General features: G+C 57.2%; 22 protein-coding genes and 1 pseudogene. 12 read left to right on the top strand and 11 right to left on the bottom strand.

Annotation, left to right across the window (positions count from 1 at the left end):
* Positions 1-92 precede the first annotated feature (92 nt).
* Entirely contained in the window at positions 93-1,322 is a 1,230-nt protein-coding gene (gene argE / locus O3648_RS00925) for an acetylornithine deacetylase (RefSeq protein WP_279754425.1), read from the top strand.
* A 446-nt stretch (positions 1,323-1,768) separates the two neighbouring features.
* Positions 1,769-2,374 (top strand): aquaporin, encoded by a 606-nt coding sequence (locus O3648_RS00920; protein WP_279754424.1) that lies wholly within the window; start codon positions 1,769-1,771, stop codon positions 2,372-2,374.
* A gap of 132 nt (positions 2,375-2,506) precedes the next feature.
* Here O3648_RS00920 and O3648_RS00915 read toward each other — a convergent pair whose 3' ends face one another.
* The 7 genes from O3648_RS00915 to O3648_RS00885 all read right to left on the bottom strand — a co-directional run bounded on the left by O3648_RS00915 (position 2,507) and on the right by O3648_RS00885 (position 10,792).
* Positions 2,507-3,148: a VanZ family protein gene (locus O3648_RS00915; RefSeq protein WP_279754423.1), complete on the bottom strand. Its 642-nt coding sequence runs from the start codon at positions 3,146-3,148 to the stop codon at positions 2,507-2,509.
* 222 nt (positions 3,149-3,370) lie between these two features.
* Positions 3,371-3,823 carry a CrcB family protein gene (locus O3648_RS00910; protein WP_279741927.1) on the bottom strand — a complete coding sequence of 151 codons (453 nt, stop codon included), beginning with the start codon at positions 3,821-3,823 and terminating at the stop codon, positions 3,371-3,373.
* On the bottom strand, positions 3,823-4,278 hold the full coding sequence (locus O3648_RS00905) for a CrcB family protein (RefSeq protein WP_279754560.1): 456 nt from the start codon (positions 4,276-4,278) through the stop codon (positions 3,823-3,825). The genes O3648_RS00910 and O3648_RS00905 overlap by 1 nt, the downstream gene beginning before the upstream one ends.
* A gap of 72 nt (positions 4,279-4,350) precedes the next feature.
* Positions 4,351-7,146 carry an MMPL family transporter gene (locus tag O3648_RS00900; RefSeq protein WP_279754422.1) on the bottom strand — a complete coding sequence of 932 codons (2,796 nt, stop codon included), beginning with the start codon at positions 7,144-7,146 and terminating at the stop codon, positions 4,351-4,353.
* 201 nt (positions 7,147-7,347) lie between these two features.
* Positions 7,348-8,049, bottom strand: coding sequence for a TetR/AcrR family transcriptional regulator (locus tag O3648_RS00895; RefSeq protein ID WP_279741929.1), 702 nt, complete (start codon positions 8,047-8,049; stop codon positions 7,348-7,350).
* A gap of 250 nt (positions 8,050-8,299) precedes the next feature.
* Positions 8,300-9,955, bottom strand: a complete 1,656-nt coding sequence (locus O3648_RS00890) for a HAMP domain-containing sensor histidine kinase (protein WP_279754421.1) — start codon at positions 9,953-9,955, stop codon at positions 8,300-8,302.
* A 93-nt stretch (positions 9,956-10,048) separates the two neighbouring features.
* On the bottom strand, positions 10,049-10,792 hold the full coding sequence (locus O3648_RS00885; RefSeq protein WP_279741931.1) for a response regulator transcription factor: 744 nt from the start codon (positions 10,790-10,792) through the stop codon (positions 10,049-10,051).
* A gap of 253 nt (positions 10,793-11,045) precedes the next feature.
* Here O3648_RS00885 and O3648_RS00880 point away from each other — a divergent pair, with 253 nt between their 5' ends.
* The 7 genes and pseudogenes from O3648_RS00880 to O3648_RS00850 all read left to right on the top strand — a co-directional run bounded on the left by O3648_RS00880 (position 11,046) and on the right by O3648_RS00850 (position 16,992).
* Positions 11,046-11,915 carry a PRD domain-containing protein gene (locus O3648_RS00880; protein ID WP_279754420.1) on the top strand — a complete coding sequence of 290 codons (870 nt, stop codon included), beginning with the start codon at positions 11,046-11,048 and terminating at the stop codon, positions 11,913-11,915.
* Between the two features lie 720 nt (positions 11,916-12,635).
* A complete protein-coding gene (locus O3648_RS00875; RefSeq protein ID WP_279754419.1) occupies positions 12,636-13,616 on the top strand; it encodes a mannose/fructose/sorbose PTS transporter subunit IIA in 981 nt (326 codons plus the stop codon).
* Positions 13,613-14,482, top strand: a complete 870-nt coding sequence (locus O3648_RS00870) for a PTS mannose/fructose/sorbose transporter subunit IIC (RefSeq protein WP_279754418.1) — start codon at positions 13,613-13,615, stop codon at positions 14,480-14,482. Before O3648_RS00875 ends, O3648_RS00870 begins: the two co-directional genes overlap by 4 nt.
* A gap of 11 nt (positions 14,483-14,493) precedes the next feature.
* Positions 14,494-15,348: a PTS mannose transporter subunit IID gene (locus tag O3648_RS00865; RefSeq protein ID WP_279741935.1), complete on the top strand. Its 855-nt coding sequence runs from the start codon at positions 14,494-14,496 to the stop codon at positions 15,346-15,348.
* Positions 15,349-15,530: 182 nt separating this feature from the next.
* A pseudogene (locus O3648_RS00860) lies at positions 15,531-15,767 on the top strand (HAD family hydrolase); the annotation flags it as partial.
* A 32-nt stretch (positions 15,768-15,799) separates the two neighbouring features.
* Positions 15,800-16,306, top strand: coding sequence for an HAD family hydrolase (locus O3648_RS00855; protein ID WP_371567849.1), 507 nt, complete (start codon positions 15,800-15,802; stop codon positions 16,304-16,306).
* Positions 16,307-16,467: 161 nt separating this feature from the next.
* Positions 16,468-16,992: a hypothetical protein gene (locus O3648_RS00850; protein WP_279741937.1), complete on the top strand. Its 525-nt coding sequence runs from the start codon at positions 16,468-16,470 to the stop codon at positions 16,990-16,992.
* Positions 16,993-17,143: 151 nt separating this feature from the next.
* Here the strand turns inward: O3648_RS00850 and O3648_RS00845 are convergent, their stop codons facing one another.
* The 4 genes from O3648_RS00845 to O3648_RS00830 form a co-directional block, all read right to left on the bottom strand.
* Positions 17,144-17,509: an ATPase gene (locus tag O3648_RS00845; RefSeq protein ID WP_279754416.1), complete on the bottom strand. Its 366-nt coding sequence runs from the start codon at positions 17,507-17,509 to the stop codon at positions 17,144-17,146.
* A gap of 11 nt (positions 17,510-17,520) precedes the next feature.
* Positions 17,521-18,048 (bottom strand): hypothetical protein, encoded by a 528-nt coding sequence (locus O3648_RS00840; protein ID WP_279754415.1) that lies wholly within the window; start codon positions 18,046-18,048, stop codon positions 17,521-17,523.
* A gap of 201 nt (positions 18,049-18,249) precedes the next feature.
* The gene (locus tag O3648_RS00835; RefSeq protein WP_279754414.1) at positions 18,250-19,992 is read right to left on the bottom strand and encodes a sodium:proton antiporter; all 1,743 of its coding nucleotides are present in this window, start codon (positions 19,990-19,992) and stop codon (positions 18,250-18,252) included.
* A gap of 248 nt (positions 19,993-20,240) precedes the next feature.
* The gene (locus O3648_RS00830; protein ID WP_279788234.1) at positions 20,241-21,185 is read right to left on the bottom strand and encodes a biotin synthase; all 945 of its coding nucleotides are present in this window, start codon (positions 21,183-21,185) and stop codon (positions 20,241-20,243) included.
* Positions 21,186-21,477: 292 nt separating this feature from the next.
* Between O3648_RS00830 and O3648_RS00825 the strand changes: the two genes are divergently transcribed.
* The 3 genes from O3648_RS00825 (at position 21,478) to O3648_RS00815 (ending at position 24,339) form a co-directional block, all read left to right on the top strand.
* Positions 21,478-22,080 (top strand): TetR family transcriptional regulator, encoded by a 603-nt coding sequence (locus tag O3648_RS00825; RefSeq protein WP_279754412.1) that lies wholly within the window; start codon positions 21,478-21,480, stop codon positions 22,078-22,080.
* 257 nt (positions 22,081-22,337) lie between these two features.
* Entirely contained in the window at positions 22,338-23,735 is a 1,398-nt protein-coding gene (locus tag O3648_RS00820) for a galactokinase family protein (RefSeq protein WP_279790841.1), read from the top strand.
* Positions 23,736-24,174: 439 nt separating this feature from the next.
* On the top strand, positions 24,175-24,339 hold the full coding sequence (locus tag O3648_RS00815; protein WP_279741944.1) for a ribosome recycling factor: 165 nt from the start codon (positions 24,175-24,177) through the stop codon (positions 24,337-24,339).
* Positions 24,340-24,667: the final 328 nt, after the last annotated feature.

The following is a 24,667-nucleotide window of genomic DNA, read 5'->3' as shown; positions in this document are numbered from 1 at the left end:
GACGAATACCGCCCCGCGGCGTACCCTAAACATAAAAGCGCATACGGCACACGATGGCACAGCGCACCCAATACAGCTCAGAAGGAACAGTCATGACGGCTCAGACTACCCAGCCCGCATCCCTCCCCTGGCTCGAAAAGCTCATCGCGATCCCCACTGTCTCCGGAACCTCCAACCTGGAACTCATTGAGCTCGTCGAAGCCGAATTTGCCCGCTACGGCTACAGCGGTGTGCGCACCTACAATGAGGACGGCACCCGCGCTAACCTACTGGTCACGATTCCCGCTACTGACGGCACCACCCGCGGCGGCGTTATCCTCTCCGGCCACACGGACGTTGTACCCGTTGCGGGTCAGGCATGGGACGCAGACCCGTTCACCCTGCGCGTGGAGGGTACCCGCGCCTACGGCCGCGGTGTATGCGACATGAAAGGCTTCCTCGCCGTGGCGCTCTGGCTGCTGCCGCGCGTTGCCGAGGCGAAGCTGCGCACTCCCCTGCACTTCGCGTTCTCCTACGATGAAGAAATCGGTTGCATCGGTGCGCCCTCCCTCATTGAGGAGTTCGTGGCGCGCGACCTCGCCCCCGACTACGCGATTGTTGGTGAGCCCTCCAGCATGCGCATTATCTCCGCGCACAAGGGCGCGCACCGCGGCCGCGTCACCTTCACCGGCGTGCCCAAACACGGCTCCCTGGCAACCCACGGCGTGAATGCGGTCGCCGCAGCCGGCGAATTCATCACCTTCTTCACCGACATGGCGGACCAGTGGGAAGAAGAAGGCCCCTACGACGAGTCGTTCATCATTCCCCACTCCACCGGTAGCGTGAACCTGGCTACTGGCGGTCTGCAGTACAACATCGTCGCCGAGCAGGCGGTCGTAGAGTACGATGTGCGCACCCTGCCGCAGGTGACCACCGAGTCCTTCGTGGAGCGCATTGACCGCGAGCTTTCAGAGGTGATCCTGCCGGATTTGCAGGCACGCGCCGCACGCGCCGAGAAGCTGACCGGCGCACAGCCCGGTAGCCTCACCTCACGCGTGAGTGTGAAGCACGAGCTACTCGCCGCCGTGCCGGGCCTGGGTACCGAAGACGACGCGCCGCTCATTCACCTGGTGCACGAGTGGCTGGGCACCGACGGTGCACCGCAGAAGGTCACCTACGGCACCGAGGCGGGCCAGTTCCAGCGTGCCGGCGTGCAGAGCATCATTTGCGGCCCCGGCGATATTGCCCAGGCGCACACTCCGAACGAGTGGATTGAGCTGGAGCAGTTGAGCGAATGTGAGCGCTTCTTCGAGGCGATTCTCGACTGGGCGAGCGCCAAGTAGTACAAGTAGCAACCGTGTAGCAGCGTAACAGCCAGTCCACGGCGGCTCGCACGAGTTGCCCAAAACCGCCATAACCTAGAAATTCTAGAATCTGCCCGGGCACCCCATTGGGGTGCCCGGGCATTCTGTGCTGATGGCGGGGGCGAGTGTTGATTGAGCCGTGGAATCAACCATGGGGAGAAACCGCAAACTGAGGGAGTGAGTCCACGGTGTGGACTATGACTGGTTTCTCCCTCATCTTCCACATTTATTTTTAAATGAAAAACCCGAAAAATCGCTTATGTATAAGGGTGAAATAACACTAAAGTATTGCCCTCCCAGGGTATTCAGGATTCCATAGATGCCGAAGGTTACACATGCTACCCATGTGGCATAGCACACACAAAATCACACCCCCTCGCGCTCGGCACTGCACCACCTGCACTTCACTACCTGAAGGACATCCCGTGTACACCATCAGCCCCTACCTCGCCGAATTCCTCGGCACGCTCATCATGTGCACCATCGGCTGCGGCGTCATCGCCAACGTCGAACTTCGCCGATCCAAAGGCCACGGCGACAACTTCTTCACCATTGCCTTCGGTTGGGGATTCGCCGTCACCTTCGGTGTCTACGCCTCCCACGCATACTCCGGCGGCCGCCTCAACCCCGCCCGTGACTTCGGTCCGCGCCTCATGCACGCCCTGCTGCCCATCCACGATAAAGGCACTTCGCACTGGTTCTATACGTGGGTTCCGATCTGCGGCCCGATTGCCGGTGGTTTCATGGGTGGCGCGTTCTTCAAGCTCTACTACGAGGGTCAGGTCAGCCCGTGGTTGTTCGTTTCCAGCGCTCTGACGATTGCGATTCTGCATTTTGCGTGGTGGGCCAATAGCCACCTGTACCGCACACCCAGCTCCGAGGTTATCCCCGAGTATGAAGACACCCACGCTACCGCGGCGGCACGCGCGGCAACATACACGCCGACCGGTTCCATGCCGATCCTGATGCCTGAGGAGATCAAGGGCAACCGTAGTATCCGCATCGTCAACCTGGTGACCGAAGACGGCTAGTCTTCCCGTTTGGGAACTTCCCTGTCTAAGGTTTCATCTAGCCGGGTATATCTGAGTAGATTTATCCGGCGAGGTTGCACCTAAAAACAGCGAACCCCTCGCGGAAGGGAGTTTGGGGAGTTTCAGAGGATTCTACGCGGCGGCGTTAGCCATTTCCAGCACCCGGTCATGCTTAGCCGCGCGGCGCTTCTGAATCGCGCGCACCACCCAGATGCAGACCGCGCCAAAGACCGCGCCAGCAGTGTTATTCACAATGTCATCCACATCGAAAGTGCGGTAGGTGAAGCCCGCCAGACCCCAGTTACCGGTCAACTGGCTCAACTCAATAAAGCTCGACAACGCGAAGCCACTCAGCGCCGTGGCGCGCAGACCCCAGCGCAGGCAGCCCGCAGTAAAGAAGCCCAAGGGGATGAACATGGCGACATTGAAGAAGAGCTGCGCATACACGGTGGTTGCGAAGCGGTTCAGACCCATGCCGGCAGTCAGCTCCCACGCCTGCTGCCAGCTCCAGCCCACATAGAAGCGCGGGTAGTACAGCTCAGGGTTCGTGACGCTATTTGCGCCACCAATCGGAGTTAGCGTCAGTGAAAGAATTGAGGCGAGGAACAGCGCGAAGGACGCAGTCAGCAGGTACTGGCGGACGCCGTGCACTCGACCGGTCTTCTTGGCACGCAGGCGCATAGCAATAAATCCGATGATGGAGAGCGCGACTGTGAGTGCCGCAATCTCGATAGCGAAGGTGCCAATCATATGTTTACTGAGTAGTTCCTGCATGCTGTGTGTTCCTTGGGTCGTGAGAGTGATTTATATGAACTCCACCTGTATATATGCCTGTTCTAATATGTATTCTTGATGGTATATAGCGGGTTATTGTTCATACCCGCCGCATATCTTTCACCACCAGTGTAAAAGACTGCCCTATGGCTCACCCTAGGGAAACTGTGAAAAATCTGTACGGCACCCAACACGCCATGAGAATCGCCACAGCTGGTCCCATCAGTACAAAACATCCAACGGAAACACCGGAGCAATATAACGCCCAAAAAGCAACACGAACACGAAGGCACCCGCAATCGCAGCCACCATCGCACCAAGCACCTGCACCAGCCAGAGCATCAGAAACTTCACCATCTTACCCTCAGAGCGGGCAGTCAGTGCTTCCACCATGGCAGTCGAAAATGTCGTAAAGCCACCCAGTAGACCGGTCGTAATCACCGTGCACCAGAACGCCACCTGATCCGTAGCGTTATAGTGAACGCCCAGCGCACGAGGATTAGACACCGGCATAATCAGCAACCCATAGAAGAACGAACCCACCAGGTTAATGACGAACACCGGGCTAATAATCGACAACTCCGTACGCAGGCGAGGCGACATCGCCTTATCCACAAAGAAGCGGGCCATAGCGCCCAGACCGCCGCAGAGGAAAACCATCAGAGCAAAAAACATTAGCGGCCCTCCTCAACATCACTGGCAGGCACCAGACGGAACGCCACAAAACGCCCCATCAGCATGCCCGCAGCGGCGGCAACTAAACCACCCACAAGCAGCACTAGCACCGCCAACACCATATACCCGCTATGCACCGTGTACGGCAGAAAAATCGTCTGCGCTACTACCGCCGCAATTGAAGAATACGTTGTGTATCCACCCATCATACCGGCACCAAACAGTAGGCGGAACGAATGAATCCGATCCTCACCGTCACGGCGCGCGTAGGCATTCCACACCACCGTCAACAGACCCAGCGTGAACGACCCCAGCAGGTTCGCCACCAGCACGCCGCCGGGGGTATACACGCGACACAGCGTACCCGTGCCACCACCTAGAAAGACAAGAAAAGGGGCAGGCACACGGTTCAGAACGCTTCCTATCCTCTGTTGGATACTCGCGCGGCTCCTCATCACCGTGCACCTGCCCTTTCGCATCGCATAAGTATTTAGTGTGCGCTATAGCGCACACTAAATACTTTACTCTTACCCGAGCTTGTTACCCGAGTCAGTAGCAGCAGAGTCGCGCCCATGCTGAATCTTCTCACTCAGTGCGGCGCCCTCAACATCCATATTCGGAGTGAGGCGATCCAGCCACTTCGGCATCCACCACGCCTTATCGCCCAGCAGAGCCATAATCGCCGGGGTCAGCGTCATGCGAACAATGAACGCATCCACGAACACACCGAACGCCAAACCAAAGCCCATCGGGCGGATCATGGTCGAATCAGCAAAGATGAAGCCACCAAACACTGAAATCATGATAATCGCGGCAGCCACCACCACACGCACCGCATGGTTGTAGCCGCTCACAATGGCGGTCGTCGCATCCTTGCCGTGCACGTACGCTTCACGCATACCGGTCACCAGGAACATCTGGTAATCCATGGCAAGACCGAAAAGAATACCGATGAGCAGGGTCGGCAGGAAAGACAGCACCGGACCCGGGTGGTCAACCCCGAAGAGGAAGCTCATGAAGCCTAACTGGTAAATCGACACCACGGCGCCGAAGCTCGCCAGCACCGAGAAAAGGAAGCCCACCGAGGCAACCAGCGGAACCATAATCGAACGGAACACCAGAATCAGCACCAGGAAGGACAGCCCCATTACCACGCCCAGGTACAGGGGTAGCTTCTGGGCAAGCACCTCGGAGACGTCAATATTGCCGCTGGTCTGACCCGCAATGCCGAGAGACACCTTAGAGCCCTGAACCGGAACGGTCACGGAACGCAGCTCGTGGACGAGCTCTTCAGTCTCCACAGAGCTTGCGCTATAGGCAGGAATCACCTGGAAAATCATGAGGGTACGGTCATCGGTCATGCCGCCGGGAACCACAGCCTGCACGTTCGCACCGCCGCGTTCCTTCACCGCAGAGGCGATATCAATTTGCGCCTGCTGAGCATGCTCCTCGCTCATGTTCGCGGGCGTGTGCGCGACCGCAATCAGCGGGGCACTCATACCCTCACCGAACTTGTCCTTGACCAGCGCATACGACTTGTACGCGGCGCTATCGGAGGGGTAGTTCGAGGCGTCCGGCAGGCCCAGGCGCATCTGAGACATGGGGGCGGCAACCGCCAGCAGCGCCAGCGTACCGACCACCAGAGTCAGTAGCGGACGCGCCAGCACGAGGCGCAACCAGCCGTTCGGCTTCTCGGTACGTTCGGCATCCCGCGCGCGGCGTTCCGCAATTTTCTGCGGGGTGTCTATGGAAGCCCACAGCTTCTTCGACATGATTTTGGTACTCGCCAGGGACAGCACCGCCGGGGTAAGCGTCACCGCGATTAGGGCGGCAACAACCACGCAGAACGCAGCGGCATTACCCATCACGCCCAGGAAGGGAATACCGGTCACATTTAGCGCTACGAGTGCAATAATCACAGTGCTCGCCGCAAAAATCACGGCGTTACCGCTCGTGCCGTTCGCCAGGGCAATTGCCTGGATCTTCGGCAGACCGTCCAGCAGGTTCGTGCGGTAGCGGTTCAGAATGAACAGCGAATAGTCGATACCGACCGCCAAGCCAAGCATCAGGCCCAGGGTGTAGGCTGTGGAGCTCATCTCCACAACGGAAGAGAGGGAAAGCGTACCGAGCACACCCACCACCACGCCCACCAGAGACATGAGAATCGGCAGGCCAGCAGCCACGAGGGTGCCGAGCATGACCATGAGCACGATGAAGGCGATGACCATGCCCGCAACCTCACCGGTGTGTGAGCCGCCGCCTAGCGCGGATTCACTCAGATTCACGTCAAACTGGATGATCGCCCCGTGCAGGTTCGCCGACTCGAGATTGGACATGACCTTCTGCAGTTCAGTGGATGGCACCTCGTAAATCTTCTTCTTAAACGAGACAGTCGCAATCGCCGTGGACTGATCCTCAGAGACCATACGGTAGCCGGAGGCAAAGTCGTAGAGCTTCTGCTGGCGCTCTAACTGCTCACGCTGCGCCGGCAGCTCACTCTCAGTCTTCTGCAGCTGGTTGCGTTGCTCATCCAGCTTCTTCTGGCCCTCAGCCAGCTCGTCCTTCTTAGAGGCAATTTCTGCACGGCCCGCATCAACCTGCTTCTGGCTCTCGGTCAGGGTATCGCGTTGCTGATTGAGGGCATCCTGCTGCTCGGTCAGCTGCGCTTGCTGAGCATCGAGTTGCTCGATCGTGGCGGCGGGTGAGCCTGCCGCCTCCGCCTGGGCGTAGCCGCCCTTCAGCTGTGCCTGCGCGTCATCCAGCTGCTTCTGTGCAGAGGCGACCTGCTCCTGACCCGCACTAATCTGTGCTTGTGAGTCGTCGAGTTTCTTCTCGTTGTCGGCAATCTGCTTCATACCTACCTCAAGCTGCGAGGCGGCGGTATTCAGCTGCTTTTTGCCGTCCTCCATCTGGGAGGGGGCGGCGTCAATTTTGGCGTGCGCCTCGTCGAGCCGGGTTTTTGCTTCTGCGAGCTTGGAGGTGGTGGTGAACGGGTCGGTGACCGCATCCACAGAAGGTACCTCACTGGGCAGTGCACGCAGTGCGGTGGAGAATGCCTGCTTCTGCTCTTCGGTGAGGCCGGTGCCATCACCGGTCGTAAGAATGATCTGACCGGAGCCGCGGTTGGCGCTGGGGAAGCGCTGTGCAAGCTCATCGGAGAGCTGCTGGGTCTGCGTTCCAGGCATGGTGAAGGTATTGCTGAGCTTGCCGTGGAACACGGCATAGGCACCCGCTACACCGGCAATGATGAGTGCCCAGATAAGGATGACAGTCCATGCACGACGGGCAGCGGCTTCACCGATGCGGTAGAGCCATGTAGCCATGATTTAGTCCTTTGAAGTTGAGTGAAGAGTAGGGAGCGGTGAGGTGGTTGGGTGCGTGTAGTGTTTGCCCTGCCGTTTTACCGAGCAGTTTTGCCCCGCACTACGAACGCTACTACCTGTTTTGGGCAAAAAATACCCCGCCCCGGGGACCTGTACATGAGTTGCCCGAGCGAGAGTGTTTGAGCGTTGAAGCTATGGGGCTTAGCTTGCGAATTCGCCCTGGACCAGACGACTCAGGTAATCGAGTGCTTCGAGTACGCACTGGCGCATTGTTTCAATGGCGAGCGCTTCGGGGTGGATGCTTTCGGGGGCTTCCACTGAGACCTTGGCGGTTATTTCTTCGGCGCGGGTGAGGTAGTAGTAGATGCCTTCACCAATGGTTTCGGAGAGGTTGGAGGCGAAGACTGCCACGCGCAGGTATGGCAGGTCAGGGTATGCCGCGAGGTACTGTTCGAGGAAGATGTCGTAGGTGCGCTCAAGGATGACGTGCGAGTATTCTTCGAACTTCGCGGGGCTGTCCATTTCGAGGGCGTAGAGCAGGTGTACGAAGGGTGCGATGTACTCTTCGAGGGTGTTGCTCATGAAGACCTTGCGGGCGATGGAGAGCATTTCGGCTTCCATGCTTGCGTTTTCACCGGAGACGGTGAAGTCGCATTTTTCGAAGATGCGATTGAAGTACTGGTTCATGCGGGTGACCAGCACGTCGTCTACGGAGGCGAAGTGGTTGAAGATGGTGCGGCGGGAGACGCCTGCGCGTTCTGCGAGTGCTTCTGTGTTGAGGGCGCCGTAGCCGCCCTCAAGGATGAGGGATTCTGCTGCCTCAACGATTGCAATGCGGTTCTCTGCCTTGCGGGCGGAACGCTTGTCCGTGATGTTTGCGGGGGATTCAACAAGATTAGCCATGCTTTTTACAATACGCGCAATGTTTCACTGAGAGTAACTATTTGGGGGTTAGATTCACCATATATTTGCACTCGAGGCAATAAACTTGAGGTGAAGATTTAATGTTTAATCAATATGTGATTTAGTATTTTAGCCTGCCAGAACGCTAGAACACCCTAAAAAACACACCAAAGGGGTGAGGAGCGCACAACACACCCCACCCTCGAGCGCTCACCCGGCTACCCGCTCAGTGAGCCACCAAGCAGGTGCGTTAGGCGCGCGCCGCTTCTAAAGGCAGACGCACCGTAAAGACCGTATGCCCAGGCTGGCTCTGCACCTGAATCGAACCGCCGTGCGCCTGCACAATCGCCTGCACAATCGCCAACCCCAGACCAGTGGTTCCAACCGAACCGGAGCGTGCCTTATCGGCGCGGGTGAAGCGGTCAAAAATCTTCGGCAAGAAGTCAGGGGCAATACCCGGACCGTTATCACTCACAGTCACTACAGCTTCACGGCGTGCAGTATCCACAGCCAGGCCCGCAGTCACACGCGTACCTTCATCGGTGTGCTTGCGGGCATTCGAGAGCAGGTTCAAGATGACGCGTTGAATCTGGGATCGATCCGCCACGACCTCAACCGGCTCGTCGGATAGGTTCAGGTGCCATTCGTGGGTGCGCGCGGCAGCCTGCATGTCGGAGGTACATTCAAGCACCAGTTCAGTCAGATCGACGAGCTCAAACTTGGGTTCACGGCCTTCATCCAGGCGAGCGAGGGTCAGCAGGTCCTCCACGAGGCGTGACATACGTTCGGTCTGCGAGTCGATACGCGCCAGGGAGGATTTACCGGATTCACTGAGCGGCTCGGTCCAGCGGAGCATGTCGGAGTACCCCTTAATGGCGGCAAGGGGCGTGCGCAGCTCGTGGGAGGCGTCCGCAATGAAGGCCCGAATCTGGTGTTCAGTCCGTTCGCGCACCTCGAGGGCGGAGTTCACGTTATCCAGCAGCTGATTGAGGGCGTAGCCCACGGCACCCACTTCGGTGCGCGGGTCGGAATCGCGCGGTTCCACTCGCACCGCCGAGGAGATGGTGTGCTCTTCCAGGTCCAGGTGCGCCACATCGGTTGCCACCGCGGAGACTCGCTCCAGGGGCTTCATGGTGCCGCGAATAATGTAGGAGCCCGCTACACCGGCACCAACCATCACGGCGATGGAACCGAGGGCTACCACAATCACGAAGATAGTGAGGGTCTGTTGCACGTTGGCGAGCGGAATACCAACCACCTGGGCGTCGGCGCTGCTATTAGCCTTCGGGGTGATTTTCACGAGGTACAGGCCGGATTCCAGCTTGATCTCTCGGACTTCCTCTTTGGTGGCGTTGAGTGCCATGGTTCCGAGGGTTACCTGGTCGTTGGTGGAGAGGGTTTGTACGGTGCCCTCCTTGGTGAGCTTGCTGGCGATTTCTACGGCACCTTCGGATTCCACGCAGGTGATGATAGTTCCGGACGCCTGACCGGGCGCAAAGAGGGAGCTGCTCTTCTGCAGGTCACTGCAGTCCACTTCTTCTCGCTTGCCGTCTCGGGAGGTCGGCTGCACTACGCGGTGGCTGGTTTCTTTGAGGTCGCTTTGTGCCTGCTGGTAGAGGGAGTTCTGCAGGGTCACGTAGGTGGACAGGCCGATGATGAGGCATGCAATGCCGAGGGCTGTCACGAGGATGGCGATAAGGCGCGAACGAAGGTGGGGCACGTACCCGAGTTCTTCGGGGGATGCCTCGGGGTTCCTCATACTCTTCCAGGCGGCGCGTAGGCGCACGAAGAAGTTCGTGCGGGAAGGTGCGGCACCGTCTCGTGCGGGGGTACCCGCGCGCAGGGAGCGGGTTGCTTCGTTATCCGGGGAGGCGGGTTCACCGGGTGAGTAGAAGCCCACGAACATCCTTTCTTTCTGTATTCGAAATACGGAATATAACTGATACGGCGCAGCATAACCGAGTGTTATACCGCGCCATATGAAGAGCAGAGAATAAACTTAGACGGCGGGACGTAGCACGTAACCAGCACCGCGCACGGTGTGAATCATTGGTTCACGGCCCACATCAATCTTCTTACGCAGGTACGAGATGTACAGCTCCACAATATTTGCCTGACCACCAAAATCGTAGTTCCAGACATTATCAAGAATCTGACTCTTGGAGACCACGCGCTTCGCGTTCTCCATGAGGTAGCGCAGCAGGTCGAACTGGGTTGCGGTGAGGTTGATCTGCTCACCACCGCGGGTCACCTCGCGGGTGTCCTGGTTCAGCACCAGATCGCCGACGACCAGCTCAGCGTCGTCAATGGCAGCAACACCTGAGCGCTGCACCAGGCGGTGCAGACGAATCATAACTTCTTCCATGGAGAAGGGCTTGGTCACGTAGTCGTCCGCACCAGCGGCAAGGCCTTCGATACGGTTATCGACTGAATCCTTAGCGGTCAGGAAGAGGCAGGGAACTTCGGGGTAGAACTTGCGGATACGGGAGAGCAACTCAAGGCCGTCGAAGCCGGGCATCATAATATCCAGCACGAGCACATCGGGACGCCAATCGCGGGCAATCGCGAGCGCGGAGGGGCCATCACCTGCGGACTGCACCTCCCAGCCAATCATTTTCAAACCCATGCTGACGAGTTCTTTGAGCATCTCCTCGTCATCAACAACGAGGGCGCGGATGGGGCTACCATCCGGGTGCTCTAGCGCGGGAAGACTCTTTGCGATTTCGGTTGCTTTACTGCTCATGTGATTAAGGGTATCGCGATTTTAGGGTTCGCGGCGGGGCGGGAGTCGGTTTTCAGTCGCAAACTTATGGAATGCTTACCTTCATCACAGTTGGGACACAGCTTTACCCCACATTTGCGCGTTAACCCTTTATGACGGTTTCAAACTTTCGGTAGAATTTGTACTAGCTTAGGTAACACTCAATCACCTTGCGTATCTTTTGATTTTGCCATTTCTGCTCTGGCGACCCAACACCCATGAAGGAGGATGACGCATGCGCATTAGCCGCATTTATAACAATAATGTTGTCCTCACTGTGGATCATTACGGCAAGGAGTCCGTGATGATTGGTCGCGGCATTGCTTTTGGTAAGCGTAAGGGTCAGCTGATTGACCCGTCTGCGGTGGAGCAGACCTTTGTGCCGGAGCAGGGCATGTCGGGTGAGCGTCTGAGTATGACCCTGTCTGAGATTCCGGCGGAGATTCTGTCGATTGCCACTCTTCTGGAGTCGAAGGTGCGCGCCGAGGGTGTGTTGGAGCTATCGAACTCGTTTATTCTTCCGCTGGCTGATCACCTGCACTATGCGGTGGTTCGTGCGCGTGATGGAGTTCGGGTGGAGTATCCGCTTGCCCCGGAGGTGGCTGTTCTCTACCCGCGCGAGGTGGAGTACGGCCGCGCGGTTTTGAAGATGGTTCGCGAGCGCCTGCAGGTTGAGCTAGACCCGAATGAGGCTATTCCTTTGGCGTTGCACCTTGTCAACGCACAATTTGCGACAGCGGATATGTCTCAGGCATTTCGCATGACTGAGGTTTTCGCGCAGGTTTTTGAAATTATTGAGGCAAGCTATGAGCGGACCATTAATCCCGACTCGATGAGCGCGGCACGTTTTGTGACGCATCTACGGTACTTATTTGTGCGGGCGAGCCGCGCCTCCGCAAATCGCACGGAGGATGTTGATGAGGTGTCGCAGCCGAGTTTGTTGGCGGCTCTTCGTGCGGATGCACCGCGCGCCTACGCGTGTGCACAGAAGGTTTTGTTGGTGCTGCAGATGCAGTTGAAGCAGAGCCTGACTCGTGATGAGTTGACGTATTTGACGATTCATATTGCGCGTCTGGCGCGGGATATGTGGGGCATTAACGCGTAACGCATGTGCAGAAAGCAACCGGGGGCTCTCCGTCGCTTTTTCTATGCTCTGAAATATATACCCCGAATTCTATACTTCTGAATCCCGGTGAGGGGTTCGGGCGGGGGATTTGGGAGTGAAGGTTTTAGAGAGGTGTTACCAGGTGGAATGTGGTATTTAAAGGTGAGCTGCTATTTATATATACAACCTGTCACTAAAATGCTGTTTGCCGAGTTTTTCACACATTAGCGCATTGATTTAAATTTTTAAATGATGGTTCATGTCGGTACATTCCAGAAATATCATTCTGTGGACAGGCCGCAAGAAAATGTGGGTTTTTTATAAATCCCACACCTTTTGATCTGTGCGCCGATTTTTTATTCAATATTTTCATCGTAAATCTTTTTCTCGCACCCTTGGGATCCAAATATTGCACATCACGTGCCTCGTCAGTCCACTTGCAAAATGTCCAGGCTCTCAATTTTTCACAAAAATAACACTCCGCCTCTCACACTGGCAATCTTTTTCGGTGTTCTGTTTAAAATTTTTGGGCCCCGGTAATAAATACGTGTTTTGACACCAAAAACCCATATTCCAACACTTGAAAAAATGTCACCCGAACCTAAAGTGTGCATAGCCAGAAAAACCCCACAAAACACACAATATACATGTTACTATCTGAGAATTATGAGGCTCCTCATGGGCCACTACACACCATGTCACGAACACGAGAGGACCACTATGGTCACTATCATTGTGGCGGCACACGGCGAGTCGGCTCCGGCTCTGCTGAAGACCGCCGGCATGATCCTCGGTAACTTCGAAAACGTCCACCCGGTCACGTTCCTGCCGGGTCAGGGCCCCGAAGATCTCATCGAAGAGTACACCCGCATAGTTGAGGCATCTGAAGCAGAAGAAACCCTGCTGCTGGTCGACCTCTTCGGCGGTAGCCCCTACAACGCCGGTGCGCAGTTTGCAGCCACCCGCGAAGGTGTCGACGTCGTCTCCGGTGTCAACGTACCGATGCTTATCGAGGTCATCTCCAGCGCAGGCCGTAAGAACGCAACCCTCAAGTCCTTGGTCGCTAAGGCTCACAAGGCTGGCACTAAGGGTATTCGCTCCTTCCAGGAGGCAAACCAGCCCGTAGCCACTAAGCCCGCCGAGGCGAAGCCCGCAGAGACCAAGGCGGTCGAGGTTCCGGCTGCTCAACAGGTTCCCGGCGGCACCATGGACGCTATCTTCACCCGCATCGACTCCCGCCTGATTCACGGTCAGGTGGCAGGCACCTGGGTTCCCCATATCGCACCGCAGACCTTCATCGCGGCATCCGATAATGCGGCACACGATCAGCTGCGCAAGTCCCTGCTGCTGCAGGTCGCACCGACCAGCGTGAAGACCAACGTCCTGGACATCGCTAAGGCGGGCCGCGTGTACAACAACCCTAAGTACACCGGCATGAAGACCATGTTCGTCGTGGAATCCCCCGTTGACGTGGTGCGACTGCTCGACGAAGGTGTCAAAATCAACGAAGTGAACGTTGGTGGCGTCACCTTCAAGACCGGTATGGTTCAGCTTTCGGACGCGGTGTACGCCTCCGAGGAGCATCTGGATGCTTACCGTGAACTTATTAAGCGCGGTGTGAAGCTGACGGTGCAGCAGCTGCCCAACCATTCCCCGGTTGATTTGAAAAAGATCCTCAAGCAGAAAGGCCTGGACGCATGAGCGCCCTGACGTTTATTCTCGTTGTTCTCGTGGCGTTCATTGCGGGCGTCGCATCCGTGGTGGACGAGCGTCAGTTCCACCGCCCTCTGGTCGCTTGTACCCTGATGGGCCTCGCACTGGGGGACCCGACTACCGGCATTATGCTCGGTGGCGCACTGGAGCTCATCGCCCTAGGCTGGATGAATGTTGGTGCGGCGATGGCTCCCGACTCGGCTCTGGCATCCACCATCTCCGCTGTCGTTGTGATTCAGGGTCACCAGGACATCACCACCGGTATTGCTATTGCTGTGCCGCTGGCTGCAGCAGGTCAGGTTCTGACCATTTTCGTTCGTACCATTACGGTGTTCTTCCAGCATCAGGCTGATAATTTCGCGAAGACGGCAAACTTCCGCGGTATTGAGTTGATGCATATCAGCGGTATGGCTCTGCAGGGTCTGCGTGTTGCTATTCCGACCGCTATTGTGGCTCTGATTAGCTCCGATGAGCTGACCCGCCTGCTGGGCATGATTCCTGCCGAGGTGACCACCGGTCTGCGTATCGCCGGTGGCATGATTACCGTGGTCGGTTTCGCAATGGTTATCAACATGATGCGTTCGAAGGCTCTCATGCCCTTCTTCTTCCTTGGTTTCATCGCTGCTGCCGCTATCCCGGCAACCCAGTCGATTTCAATTGCTGGCACCGAGGGCGCAAAGGACCTCATCGCAACCCTGTCCGGTCAGGCACAGTTCAACCTGGTTGCTATCGGTATTGTGGGCGCTTGCCTGGGTCTGCTGTACACCCAGCTGAACCCGCTCTTCCATAAGAGTGAGGCACCCGCCGTAGCACCGGCAGCCGCAGCAAACGACTTTGATAACGAGCTCGAGTAAGGAGCATCATCATGACTGAGAACAAGAACGTCGAGCTCGTTGAAGTTCCCGAGCTCACACAGCGCGATAAGGTCGAAACCTACATCCGCTCCACCTTCCTGCTTGGTTCGTTCAACTTTGAGCGTATGCAGTCCATCGGTTTCGCGGTTTCCATGATTCCGGCGATTAAGCGCTTCTACACCAAGAAGGAAGACCAGGCAGAGGCGCTGACCCGCCACCTGGAGTTCTTCAACACCCAGCCGTGGGTTGCATCCTCGATTATGGGTGTGACCGCTGCGATGGAACGTGAGAAGGCAGCCGGTAAGGACATTGACGAAGCCGCTATCACCAACGTGAAGGTGGGTCTGATGGGCCCGCTGGCTGGTGTCGGTGACCCGATTTACTGGGGTACCGCACGTATTGTGCTGGCTGCTCTGGGTGCTTCCCTGGCGGTGACCGGTAATATCCTGGGCCCGCTGCTGTTCTTCTTTGGTCTGACCGCGATTCGCTGGGCAACCCGCTGGTACGGCTTCAAGTACGGTTATGAGAAGGGTACCCAGATTGTGACTGAGGCGGGCGGTAATACCCTGCAGAAGATCACTCAGGGCGCTTCCGTGATGGGTCTGTTCGTGATGGGCGCGCTGGTGTACCGCTGGACAAGTGTGAACATTCCGTTGCCGCTGACCAGCTACAAGAACCAGGCGGGCGCTATGGTGGATGTGACCGTTCAGTCTGTGTTGAACGATCTGCTGCCGGGCCTTGCATCGCTGGGTCTGTGCTTCCTGTGCATGTGGCTACTGAAGAAGAAGGTCAATGCTATTTGGTTGATTTTCGCCCTGTTTGCCGTGGGTATCTTCGGTTCTTACCTGGGCTTCCTGGCTCTCTAAGAATTCGGGAATGAGCCCATTCACTCTTCATTGAAGGCGTGAAGTTCACAGGCTATATCTCATATGGAGGGGATGCGGTCGGTACACTGAGAGGTGCCGGCCGCATCCCTATTTTTGCGCAGGTTTATGCTGGGGGCGGTGTATGCGAACTATTGGCGCAGCCCTCCCGCGAAGGAGTTTCGATGACCAAGTTGATGGCTTTCGATCTTGACGGCACGATCCTGTTTAACCGTGCCGTGGACCCTGCCAATGAGCAGGCGATTGCCCGCTGGCAGGCGGAGGGTAACCTGGCGGTCTCGTGCACGGGTAAGAGTATTTTTGCCGCTCAGCTGGCATTGAACCCGACCGCCATCCGCTTTGATTACCACGTGCTGTACACGGGTGCGGTGATTACTGACCGGCAGTACCGGGTAATTTACCATCAGCCTCTTCCGGTAAGTATTGTGCAGGCGTGCTACGAGCATTTCAGCACGGTGGACGGCGTGGCACTATTCGCGACACCACCTTGGATAACGATTACAGCCTCTGCGATAGGGTGGGGTCCTCGACGAATATTCTGCCGAAGTTCACTCCCCTACCGGCTAATGACCTGCAGAACCACGAGTACGTGGGTGTGCCCCTATGGATTCCGGATGCGCAGGTCCGCCAGGCAGCGTACACCTGGATTCTGGAGCGTTTTGGTGATTCCGTGGACTGCCATAAGAACCAGGATTTCCTGGATATTGTGCCGCCCACCTGCACCAAGGGCACCGGCCTGCAGCATCTGGTGGAGTACCTACAGACTGAGCGTCCGGGTAGCTCCTATGAAGTGCATACGATTGGTGATTCGTGGAACGATATCGACATGCACCGCTACGCTGACCGTTCGGCGTCGTTCAGTTACTCCCCCGATGATGTTAAAGCTGTCACCACCGATTGTGTGGATAAGGCGTACGAGTTTATTGAGACTTCCCTGTAGAAGCTCCCGAGGTGGCGTTCAGGCGCGGCAAGTACTGAACGCCTGCCAGCCGCTTCCGTGTACTTGTCGCTTCTCTCGCATGTACTCGCCGCCTACTCCCCCCGTTTCACGTGAAACACCCACTTTCCCATTACTCCCCGTGTATCCCCGTAAGGTTTTCTATGTGCCCTTCCGCTTCTCAGCCCCGTAAGAACCAGACCGGCAAGTATCAGTATCCCAAGAGCCAGTCTCAGAAGAGCCCGCAGGTCGATTCTGCCCAGTCTTACGACCCATCCAGCTTCTCTGACACCTTCCGCGCTATGGCGCGTGAATCACTCGTGAAGAACCAGAAGAGCCGCCCGAACTCCCCCATCGTCTCGATTTCCCCGGCGCTGATTATTTTGAGCGCTATTACGGCGGCACTGTACGGACTGTGGCAGAGCTGGGCGTGCCTCATCCCGCTGGTGCTGATTCTGGCGCTCATGTGGGTGCGGTACACAATGCAGCGTCAGGTGCTCAACGATTTTGCGGAGCTGGAGGCGGCACGCACCGCATGGAAAAAGACCCGCGACCGCCAATATCTGGAGCTGATGGCAGCGCAGTCAGCGCGCATCCTAGATGAGAATAAGGCGCTGACCAAGCAGGCTCGTGCACATGTGCAGGAGTACGCTGATTTCGCGGCACAGAAGCTGGGCACTCAGCGCTAAAGACCCCGCTGCGCTAACTCGCCTCTCCCCCCTCCAAAAAGTATTCGCCTAGCGTCGAGTGAGGTGAACGTTGAGGCACAATACAAAAGACCGTAACCACTGCCCCATACGGGGAGGCGGTTACGGTCTTTACGTCTTAGGGGAATACACCCTAGTTGGTCTTCTGCTCGGGTGCCTCAACGTGCTCTTCTGCGGCTTCCTCGACAGACTCCGCGGATTCTTCGTCTGCTTCCTCAGTGACCGGGGCGTCGCCAGCAGCCGGAGCCTCGTCCACTCGTTGCACCACAGCGGGGCGGTAATCAAAGCTGCGGCGGGTGCCTCGGGTTACCTTCGCGTCAAGGGTGTACAGCTGCTCGCGGTTCGTCAGCACCACCAGGGTCATGGCATTCAGGCAGACACCCACAATGCACAGAATCCAACCGATCAGCATGAACCGACCACCGGAAAGTACCGCTCCGGAAAGCATCAGGGCGATAGAGGCGAGATACGCCGGGGAGAGCAAAAACTTCGTATTCACTACCGACCTACCTAGCGTGCGTTGGAGCGAGGCTTAGGGGCGCGACCCGAACGGTGGCGCGAGGGCAGAACGCTCATGCGACCGGAGGCACGCTCAACAATCGGCTGGGACTCGGTGGGCTCCTCCTCACGAACCTCGGTAGCCTCTGCAGTTTCAGCGTGCTCGGTTGCCTCAACAGCCTCAGCAGCTTCAGTTGGAGCCACTTCCTGATCAGCCTCTGCGGTTGCTTCCACTGACTGCTCAGCAGCTTCGTGCTCAGCTGCTTCTCGTTCTTCGCGGCGGTGCTCAGCGCGCCCGCGGATGCGGTTCTCCACGGAGGACTCGAAACCGTCCAGGTTGGTAACCAGTGCGGGAGTCGGGTTACCCTTCGCCTTACCCACGGACAGCAGAAAAGCAAGAACGTTCAGACCCAATGCAAGGATGAGAAGGATCCAGCCGAACCAAAGAAGCCAGGGAATAGAGGATCCGACCATGAGCGCGCCACAAAAAATCACGCCGAGGGAGGTCAGGTACGCAGGCGAGAGAGTCTTGAAGTCCATATCTACTTTCAATGTATTCGTGAGTTTGAGAGAGCTAACGTACGTTCACTACGTTTCCTGTCTCATTTTAGGTGATAGTTGAGGCTTAATCTGCCTCTACCCCCGTCTATCGCCTGTGAGCTAAAGAGGAAGGACAGTCTAACTTGCGGGCGGTAGGCAGGGGCAGAAACGTGGCGTTCGGGTACGCGGTGAGGGTTCCCGCTAGGACTTGGGGGTTACCTCGCTTGTGACCAGGGGCGAGGCGGGCGCGTTCTCCACCACGGGGATTGCGCGGGTACTCAAGGTGCCCTGGTACTTCTTCCAGAGGTTGTAGCGTTCCATAGCGACCGCGCCGGCGGTCATAGCGGGCAGAATGAACACGCCGGAGGAGCGGATGCTTTCAGCCTGCGCCAGGATGTCCAGTTTACGCACCACGCGGGTCACGTCGTGGGAGTCGTAGCGGTCCTGCGCCGCAATGACCTCGTTCTGCGCGGCGACGAGGGCGGCGTCACGCAGGCGCACGAAGTCATTTCTCTTGCCCTTGATCTTCTCCATGTGCTGCTTATATTCTTCGGGCAGTGCTTCACTGATTTCATCGCGGCGGGTAATGGCGGAGCACATTTCCATCACGCGAGCGTAGGTCTCAGGGTCGGTGCTTGCCTTCGCCTCTGCCTGCAGTGCTTCAAGGGCGGCGTCCTGCGCAATCTTGAGTAGTTCGGGTACTGCAGTTTCTTCTTCATGGTTAGCCCGCACGCCAAGGACCTTCACGAGCATGGGCAGAGTCAGGCCGGGCAGCACAAGGGTGAAGAAGAGTACGGAGAGCATCATGACGATAGCATCCTGGCGGACCTGTTCAGTGCCGTTGACCACGGGGATGGACAGAGCAAGAATCAGGGTCACGAGGCCTCGCATGCCGGACCAGGTCATGACGATAACTTCGGCGAAACTTTCGGGGGCGCCCTCGTGGATGGGGCTCTTGCGTCCTGCCAGCCAGACAATGGTAAACCAAATGAGGCGTACCAGGATGGCGACCAGGGCGACCAGGGCACCGTCAGCGAGGAGGCCAGTGATGCGGGAGGGGTCGGCGGTGGCGATAATGTTGCTTTCCTGCAGGCCAATGAGACCGAAGGCGACACCGGTCATGAGCAGCTCAATAATCTGCCAGAAGGAAGTGGAGGAGAGGCGTTCTTCCGCTTCAAGTGCCGCCATGTACTTGGTGCTGGTGAACTGGATAGCGCCGATAACCACGGCAATAACGCCGGAGGCGTGCACACTTTCAGCAGCGAGGTAGGCACCGAAGGGAATCACGAGGGTCACGGCGTTGCTGGTGACCACGTCGTGGGCACGCTGGCGAACGTAGCCGCCGAGCCAACCGAAGATGTAACCAATAATGACCGCCAGGATTGAGCCAAGCACAAAGTCTTTGGCAACGGAGAGCGGGTCAATGTGGTGGCCGCTGGTCATGGAGTGGATTGCGGCGTGGAAAAGAACGATTGCGATAGCGTCGTTGAAGCTACCTTCGGTCTGCAGAGTGCCGATGAGGCGGCGGGGAATACCTACGGGCTCAGCCACTGCCTCCACGGCGACGGGGTCGGGTGGGGAAACGGCTGCGCCCACAGCAAGGGCGACGGCGGTGGTCATGCCGGGGACCCACCACATGGTGGCGCCGGCAATTGCCAGGGCGGAGACGGTGGTGAGCAGTACCGAGTAGAGCAGTACGGATTTCCAGCGGCGACGCAGGGTGCCCCAGGAGAATTTAACGCCAATGGCCCACAGCAGTGGCGGAAGGAAGATTGGCAGGATGATGTCACTGTCGACAGTAAGGTCCGGTCGGTTGGGGATGAAGAGCGCGGCGGCACCGAGCAGGGTCATCATGACCGGCCAGGGGAGGTTGAGTCGATCACCGACGCTGACCATGAACACGGTCGCAATGAGGATGATGACGATAACGGAGAGGTAAAGCATTAGTCCGGTATTGTTCCTTTCGCGCGGCTAGGATTAGTCGGCTACGTCTTTCTACTCTACCGGAGCGGTGCATACCGCTTTTGGGATATGGGGTTTTGTAGCGTTTATTGTGGTGTTGTTTACCTCTAAGCCTAATGTCTTGTGTGGAATATAGAGTTTTCCCCTGAATATCCTTGCTTTTCGGCAGGTTATTCAGGGGAAAATTCCATATTTAGAATATATCGATTAGGGTAGTTACCTTTAGCGGGCTACTTGGAGCCGCAACCGCCAGCACCACAGCCACAACCACCAACGGGAGCTTCCTCCACAACCGGCTCGGGCTCGTCGTGGCTACCGCAGCAGCCACCCTTTTCTTCCTTGGGCTCGTCGTGGCCGCCACAGCAGCCGCCATGGGAGTGGCCGTGAGGCTCAGCTGGAGCTTCAGCGGAGGAACCGCAGCCACCCGAGCCACAGCCGCAACCACCGGTGGAAGGTGCCGGCTCATCGTGGCTACCGCAGCCACCCGAACCGCAACCGCAGCCGCCACCGTCAACCGAGCCGCAGGCGGAGCCGCGTGCGTCGCGGTGACCCATGAGGTCCACGCCGAGGTCGGAGAGGTAACGCAGGTAACCTGCAAGGGCGTCGCGTCCACCGGTGCCGGAAATGACGATGCCGCCGTGGCGTAGTGCCTTGAGCACCTCGTTGACCATGGGCCACTGCTCGATGTCATCGGTAATGGTGATAGCGCTGACCACGTGCATTGCGAGGGAGGTCAGCGAGCGCAGGGACTGTTCGTAGCCTTCGGGCAGGTGAATGACCTTGGCGGGTGCTGCTAGGCGCAGGATGGACAGTACGCGCATGAGCATCATGGGCACTGCATTTTCGGGCAGCAGTACGGTCACGCCGATTGCGGAGGATTCTGCAATACGTTCGATGGCTGCCGCGAGTTCTTCGGAGTCGATGTCGCGGGAGATATCCAGAACTTCGTAGGATTCCACGGCGATGGAGCGGGTACCCAGCGCATCGGCGAGCGCTTCATCTTTAGTGTGGATCGCAATCATGTTGCGGAATTCGTTGCGGCGCACTACGGAGGCTGCCTCGATGAGAGCGAAGTCCTGGCCTTCACCGTCCACGAGGAGGGTGTGGATTTCTTCGCGGTTGAGGCCTTCGCCTGCGGTGGCGCGCTCGATTAGTTCAGAAAATGCGTTGCTCATACCGAATATTAAACACCCCCTTTTGCCCTGTGCGCCCGCGAGGTTTGCCTGTCTTGGCGGTTTTGGGCGGTTTAAGACGTGTTTTTATGCCAAGAGCGTGGGAGTGGCTGTTTTTCTCTGCTTCTTGGGGTGCGCTCTGGTGCAAAACTACCCTTGAAACGCGAAACGTTCGCTCCGGGTGGGTGAGAATCGACATTCATTTTTGAGGTTATGCCGTGTATTTGCGCGATTTTTGTTTGCGGTGGGGTGCATCTTGCTCACGTTACAGATTTGAACACCCTAAAATGAAAGAGTGGTACTTTCCCGTGAAAAGATTCTAGATACCGCCTACGAGGTCTTGGCGACCTACGGTTTGGCGGACCTTTCCATGCGCCGACTCGCTCAGGAGCTTCACGTGGCTCCCGGCGCTCTGTACTACCACGTGAAGAATAAGCAGCAGCTTCTGATTCTGTTGGCGGATTATATTCTGGCTCGTGCCCCGAAGTCGATGTCTGAGGAGGCTGAAGCGAATCCGGAGGCTATTCGTGCTTCAATGATTCGCCGCGGCGATACGCTGTTCTCCCTGCTCTACCCGATTCGTGAATGCCCTGAGGTGGTGCGCTTGAGTTTGACTCTGCACCCGCGTGAGTTGAAGCCGGTGGTGGCGATGGCTCATGAGTTCCAGGCGCTTGGTTTGGGTCATGCGGAGGCGCTGCGTCGTGCTCGTTTGCTGACTCATATTGCGTTGAGCCTGGTGGAGGAGTATCAGACTCTGCCGCTGATTTCGCCTCAGGAGGCTGTGGCGAGTGGCGATGTTCCTCTGATTGAGAATGCGTTTAACCGTTACCGTCAGGATCTGCTATCTGCCATTGACACGATAATGGTGGTGCAGGAGCCCTATACGCAGGATGCGTAATCGCTTGACCCTTCTTTTGGTTTATTAGTTATGTATGGTGCCCCGTGCCCCCTTGTGGGGTGCGGGGCTTTTGCATGCGTTGGCTTTGAGTGCCCTGCCACACTCTGATACCGGTGCGGTTTGGTGGCTGAGTCGATGTTCGCTGGTTTTCTGTTTTAGTCTAGATGTGACAGGTGCTTATATCCGGAGTGTATCGGGTATGGGCGGGGTGTCGTTTATGTCTTGGTGCCCTGTTGGGGCTTGATTAGAGGTGTTCCATGTCGATGACCGCTACCGCCCAGTGGGCGGCTCTTCCGGACCATAGTGCGGAGATTGCGCGTGTACGTGAGGAGTTTATTACTGCGTATGGTTATGAGCCGGATGGTGTGTGGTCTGCGCCTGGGCGTCTGAATCTTTTGGGCGAGTACATTGATTTTTTGGGTGGTTCGTGCCTGCCGATGCCACTGCCGTACCGCACCTATGTGGCGGGTGCGTTGCGTCGTGATGGCGTGTTGCGTGCGGCTTCTTTACAGATGCCCGGCGATGAGCGCACGGTTGTGATTCGCGATATTCAGCCGGGTCATTTGAAGGGCTGGTTCACCTATGTGGCGGGTGTTGCGTGGGCGATGAATCAGGAGGGCGGCAGGGATATTATGCTGCCCGATGAGTTTGGTGCTGACCTACTGATTAATTCTCGTGTTCCGGTGGGTGGCGGTTTGTCGTCGTCAGCGGCTTTGGAGTGTTCTACTGCGTTGGCGTTGTTGGAACTCTCGTGTCTGGTGCGTAAGGATTGCCCTGAGGCGGATGCTACCCCGGCTGATAGTGATGCATTGCGTGCGCGTCTGGCCCAGGTGTGCATTACGGCTGAGAATAAGGTAGCTGGCGCGCATACGGGTGGCCTGGATCAGACGGCATCGTTGCGTTCGCATCCGGAGCAGGCTCTGGTGGTTGATTTCCGTGATTTTTCGATTGAGCCGGTTGCGGTGGATATTGCCCAGCATGGTCTGAGTTTTTTGGTGATTGATACGAACACTCCACATGAGCTGACGGATGGCGGTTTTGCGGCTCGTCGTGCGGCGTCTGAGGCGTGCGCTGACGCTTTGGGTCTGCGTTTTTTGCGTGATGCTTTGCCACAGGATTTGTCCTGCGGGGGTATGGATGCGCGTGTGGCGAAGGCGTGGCGTGCTGATTTGGTGGATTCTTCGGTGAATCGTGCCCTGGATGCTCTCGAGGACGCGGGTCGTCCGTGTTCGTTCCCGCGTGGTTGGGTACGTCATGCATTCCACGATATGACTCTGGTGGGTCGTGCGAGCTATCTGTTGCAGCATACTGATGAGTTGGGTTACGCGGCGTTTGAGGAGGCGGGCCGTATTTTTATGGAGTCCTTTGTGTCGATGCGTGATGAGTTGCGTGTTTCTCGCCCTGAGATTGATGTTGCGGTGCAGGTGTGTCTGGATCAGGGCGCGCTGGGTGCCCGTATTGTGGGTGGCGGTTTTGGTGGCGCGGTGATGGCGCTGATTCCGACCTCTCAGCTGGAGGTCACCGCGGATGCGGTAGCTACTGCATATGCGGTGCGGGGTTATGCAGCGCCTCGTTTTTTGCCGATGGTTGCTGGTTTTGCGGCGTCTCATGATTGGGCTGCGGGCGCTGATCCTACAGATATTCCGGTGTTGTAAGGTTGGGTGCTGAGGTCTGTCATAAATCGGCGGGGTGTCATAGAGGCATTTTTTCGGGGTTTGAACGAGATTCATAGCTGGAAGTTTCCTGCGAATCTCTGCAAATTTCCTCCGTTTATCCCCCGTAATAACGCGCTGATAAGCTATAATTTTTTTGGTCATTGATCAAAAGTGGTGTTACGTTTTCTGAGGGTGGTTTTTCTTTCCCTCGCGGGTATGTAGACTTATCTATCGACGGACACAATCCGTGAGCTGTAAAGTTTCAATGCGTATAATCCGGCACATGGATAGTATTTGCACTTGGGTTCTACCGTCAGGCATAAACCCAGTTTGCAGGTTTCGTCTACCAAAGCATTACACTCCGATTTCGCCAGCACGGCGAATCACCCCTCACCACAAGTGAGGCTTTAGAGCGCGAAAGCGCAGAAAGGAGGCCCCCGTGGGCTTCGACATCAAGGGCACCGTTGAGCAGGGTCTCGACAAGGCTAAGGAAGTTATCAACGACACGGCTGGCAAGGAGGTCGTCACCGACGAGCAGATTGCCAAGGTTGAAGAGGTCGTGACCGACAACGTCTCCAAGCTGACCGAGAAGTTCGGCAAGTAAGGCAACAGCATCCTTTGGATTGGCGCCTTACCTCACCTCCTCATGGGGTAGGGCACCATTCCTCTGGATTTGCATTTCAGGCTTTCGCTCAACATCTCTCTCGAATAATGGGGCGCTCTGCCCCACCTGGGTTCTTTCATTCACCAACTCACTCGGCTTATTGCTCAGCTTCAGTTACCACCGGGTATCCTGTTTTCACTCTTCTTTTACTCTTACTCAGCACAAGTGCTCGCACTTTCTCGCGAACTGTATACGCCCCGCATCATTGGTCCGGCAACCTTGGTGTGGGGCGTATGCCGTTAAAGCGCGGGGCGAAGACTTCTGGGAG

Source organism: Rothia sp. 27098_8_161 (assembly GCF_041432905.1).
GTDB lineage: Bacteria > Actinomycetota > Actinomycetes > Actinomycetales > Micrococcaceae > Rothia.
This window is presented reverse-complemented; position numbering and strand designations above follow the sequence as displayed.

What these genes read in the sequence shown, in the direction of transcription:
- argE (WP_279754425.1), top strand. Translation starts at nt 93, where the DNA reads ATGACGGCTCAGACTACCCAGCCCGCATCCCTCCCCTGGCTCGAAAAG.
- O3648_RS00915 (WP_279754423.1), bottom strand. Translation starts at nt 3,148, where the DNA reads ATGCAGGAACTACTCAGTAAACATATGATTGGCACCTTCGCTATCGAG.
- O3648_RS00910 (WP_279741927.1), bottom strand. Translation starts at nt 3,823, where the DNA reads ATGTTTTTTGCTCTGATGGTTTTCCTCTGCGGCGGTCTGGGCGCTATG.
- O3648_RS00905 (WP_279754560.1), bottom strand. Translation starts at nt 4,278, where the DNA reads ATGAGGAGCCGCGCGAGTATCCAACAGAGGATAGGAAGCGTTCTGAAC.
- O3648_RS00900 (WP_279754422.1), bottom strand. Translation starts at nt 7,146, where the DNA reads ATGGCTACATGGCTCTACCGCATCGGTGAAGCCGCTGCCCGTCGTGCA.
- O3648_RS00895 (WP_279741929.1), bottom strand. Translation starts at nt 8,049, where the DNA reads ATGGCTAATCTTGTTGAATCCCCCGCAAACATCACGGACAAGCGTTCC.
- O3648_RS00890 (WP_279754421.1), bottom strand. Translation starts at nt 9,955, where the DNA reads ATGTTCGTGGGCTTCTACTCACCCGGTGAACCCGCCTCCCCGGATAAC.
- O3648_RS00885 (WP_279741931.1), bottom strand. Translation starts at nt 10,792, where the DNA reads ATGAGCAGTAAAGCAACCGAAATCGCAAAGAGTCTTCCCGCGCTAGAG.
- O3648_RS00880 (WP_279754420.1), top strand. Translation starts at nt 11,046, where the DNA reads ATGCGCATTAGCCGCATTTATAACAATAATGTTGTCCTCACTGTGGAT.
- O3648_RS00875 (WP_279754419.1), top strand. Translation starts at nt 12,636, where the DNA reads ATGGTCACTATCATTGTGGCGGCACACGGCGAGTCGGCTCCGGCTCTG.
- O3648_RS00870 (WP_279754418.1), top strand. Translation starts at nt 13,613, where the DNA reads ATGAGCGCCCTGACGTTTATTCTCGTTGTTCTCGTGGCGTTCATTGCG.
- O3648_RS00865 (WP_279741935.1), top strand. Translation starts at nt 14,494, where the DNA reads ATGACTGAGAACAAGAACGTCGAGCTCGTTGAAGTTCCCGAGCTCACA.
- O3648_RS00850 (WP_279741937.1), top strand. Translation starts at nt 16,468, where the DNA reads ATGTGCCCTTCCGCTTCTCAGCCCCGTAAGAACCAGACCGGCAAGTAT.
- O3648_RS00840 (WP_279754415.1), bottom strand. Translation starts at nt 18,048, where the DNA reads ATGGACTTCAAGACTCTCTCGCCTGCGTACCTGACCTCCCTCGGCGTG.
- O3648_RS00835 (WP_279754414.1), bottom strand. Translation starts at nt 19,992, where the DNA reads ATGCTTTACCTCTCCGTTATCGTCATCATCCTCATTGCGACCGTGTTC.
- O3648_RS00830 (WP_279788234.1), bottom strand. Translation starts at nt 21,185, where the DNA reads ATGAGCAACGCATTTTCTGAACTAATCGAGCGCGCCACCGCAGGCGAA.
- O3648_RS00820 (WP_279790841.1), top strand. Translation starts at nt 22,338, where the DNA reads ATGTCGATGACCGCTACCGCCCAGTGGGCGGCTCTTCCGGACCATAGT.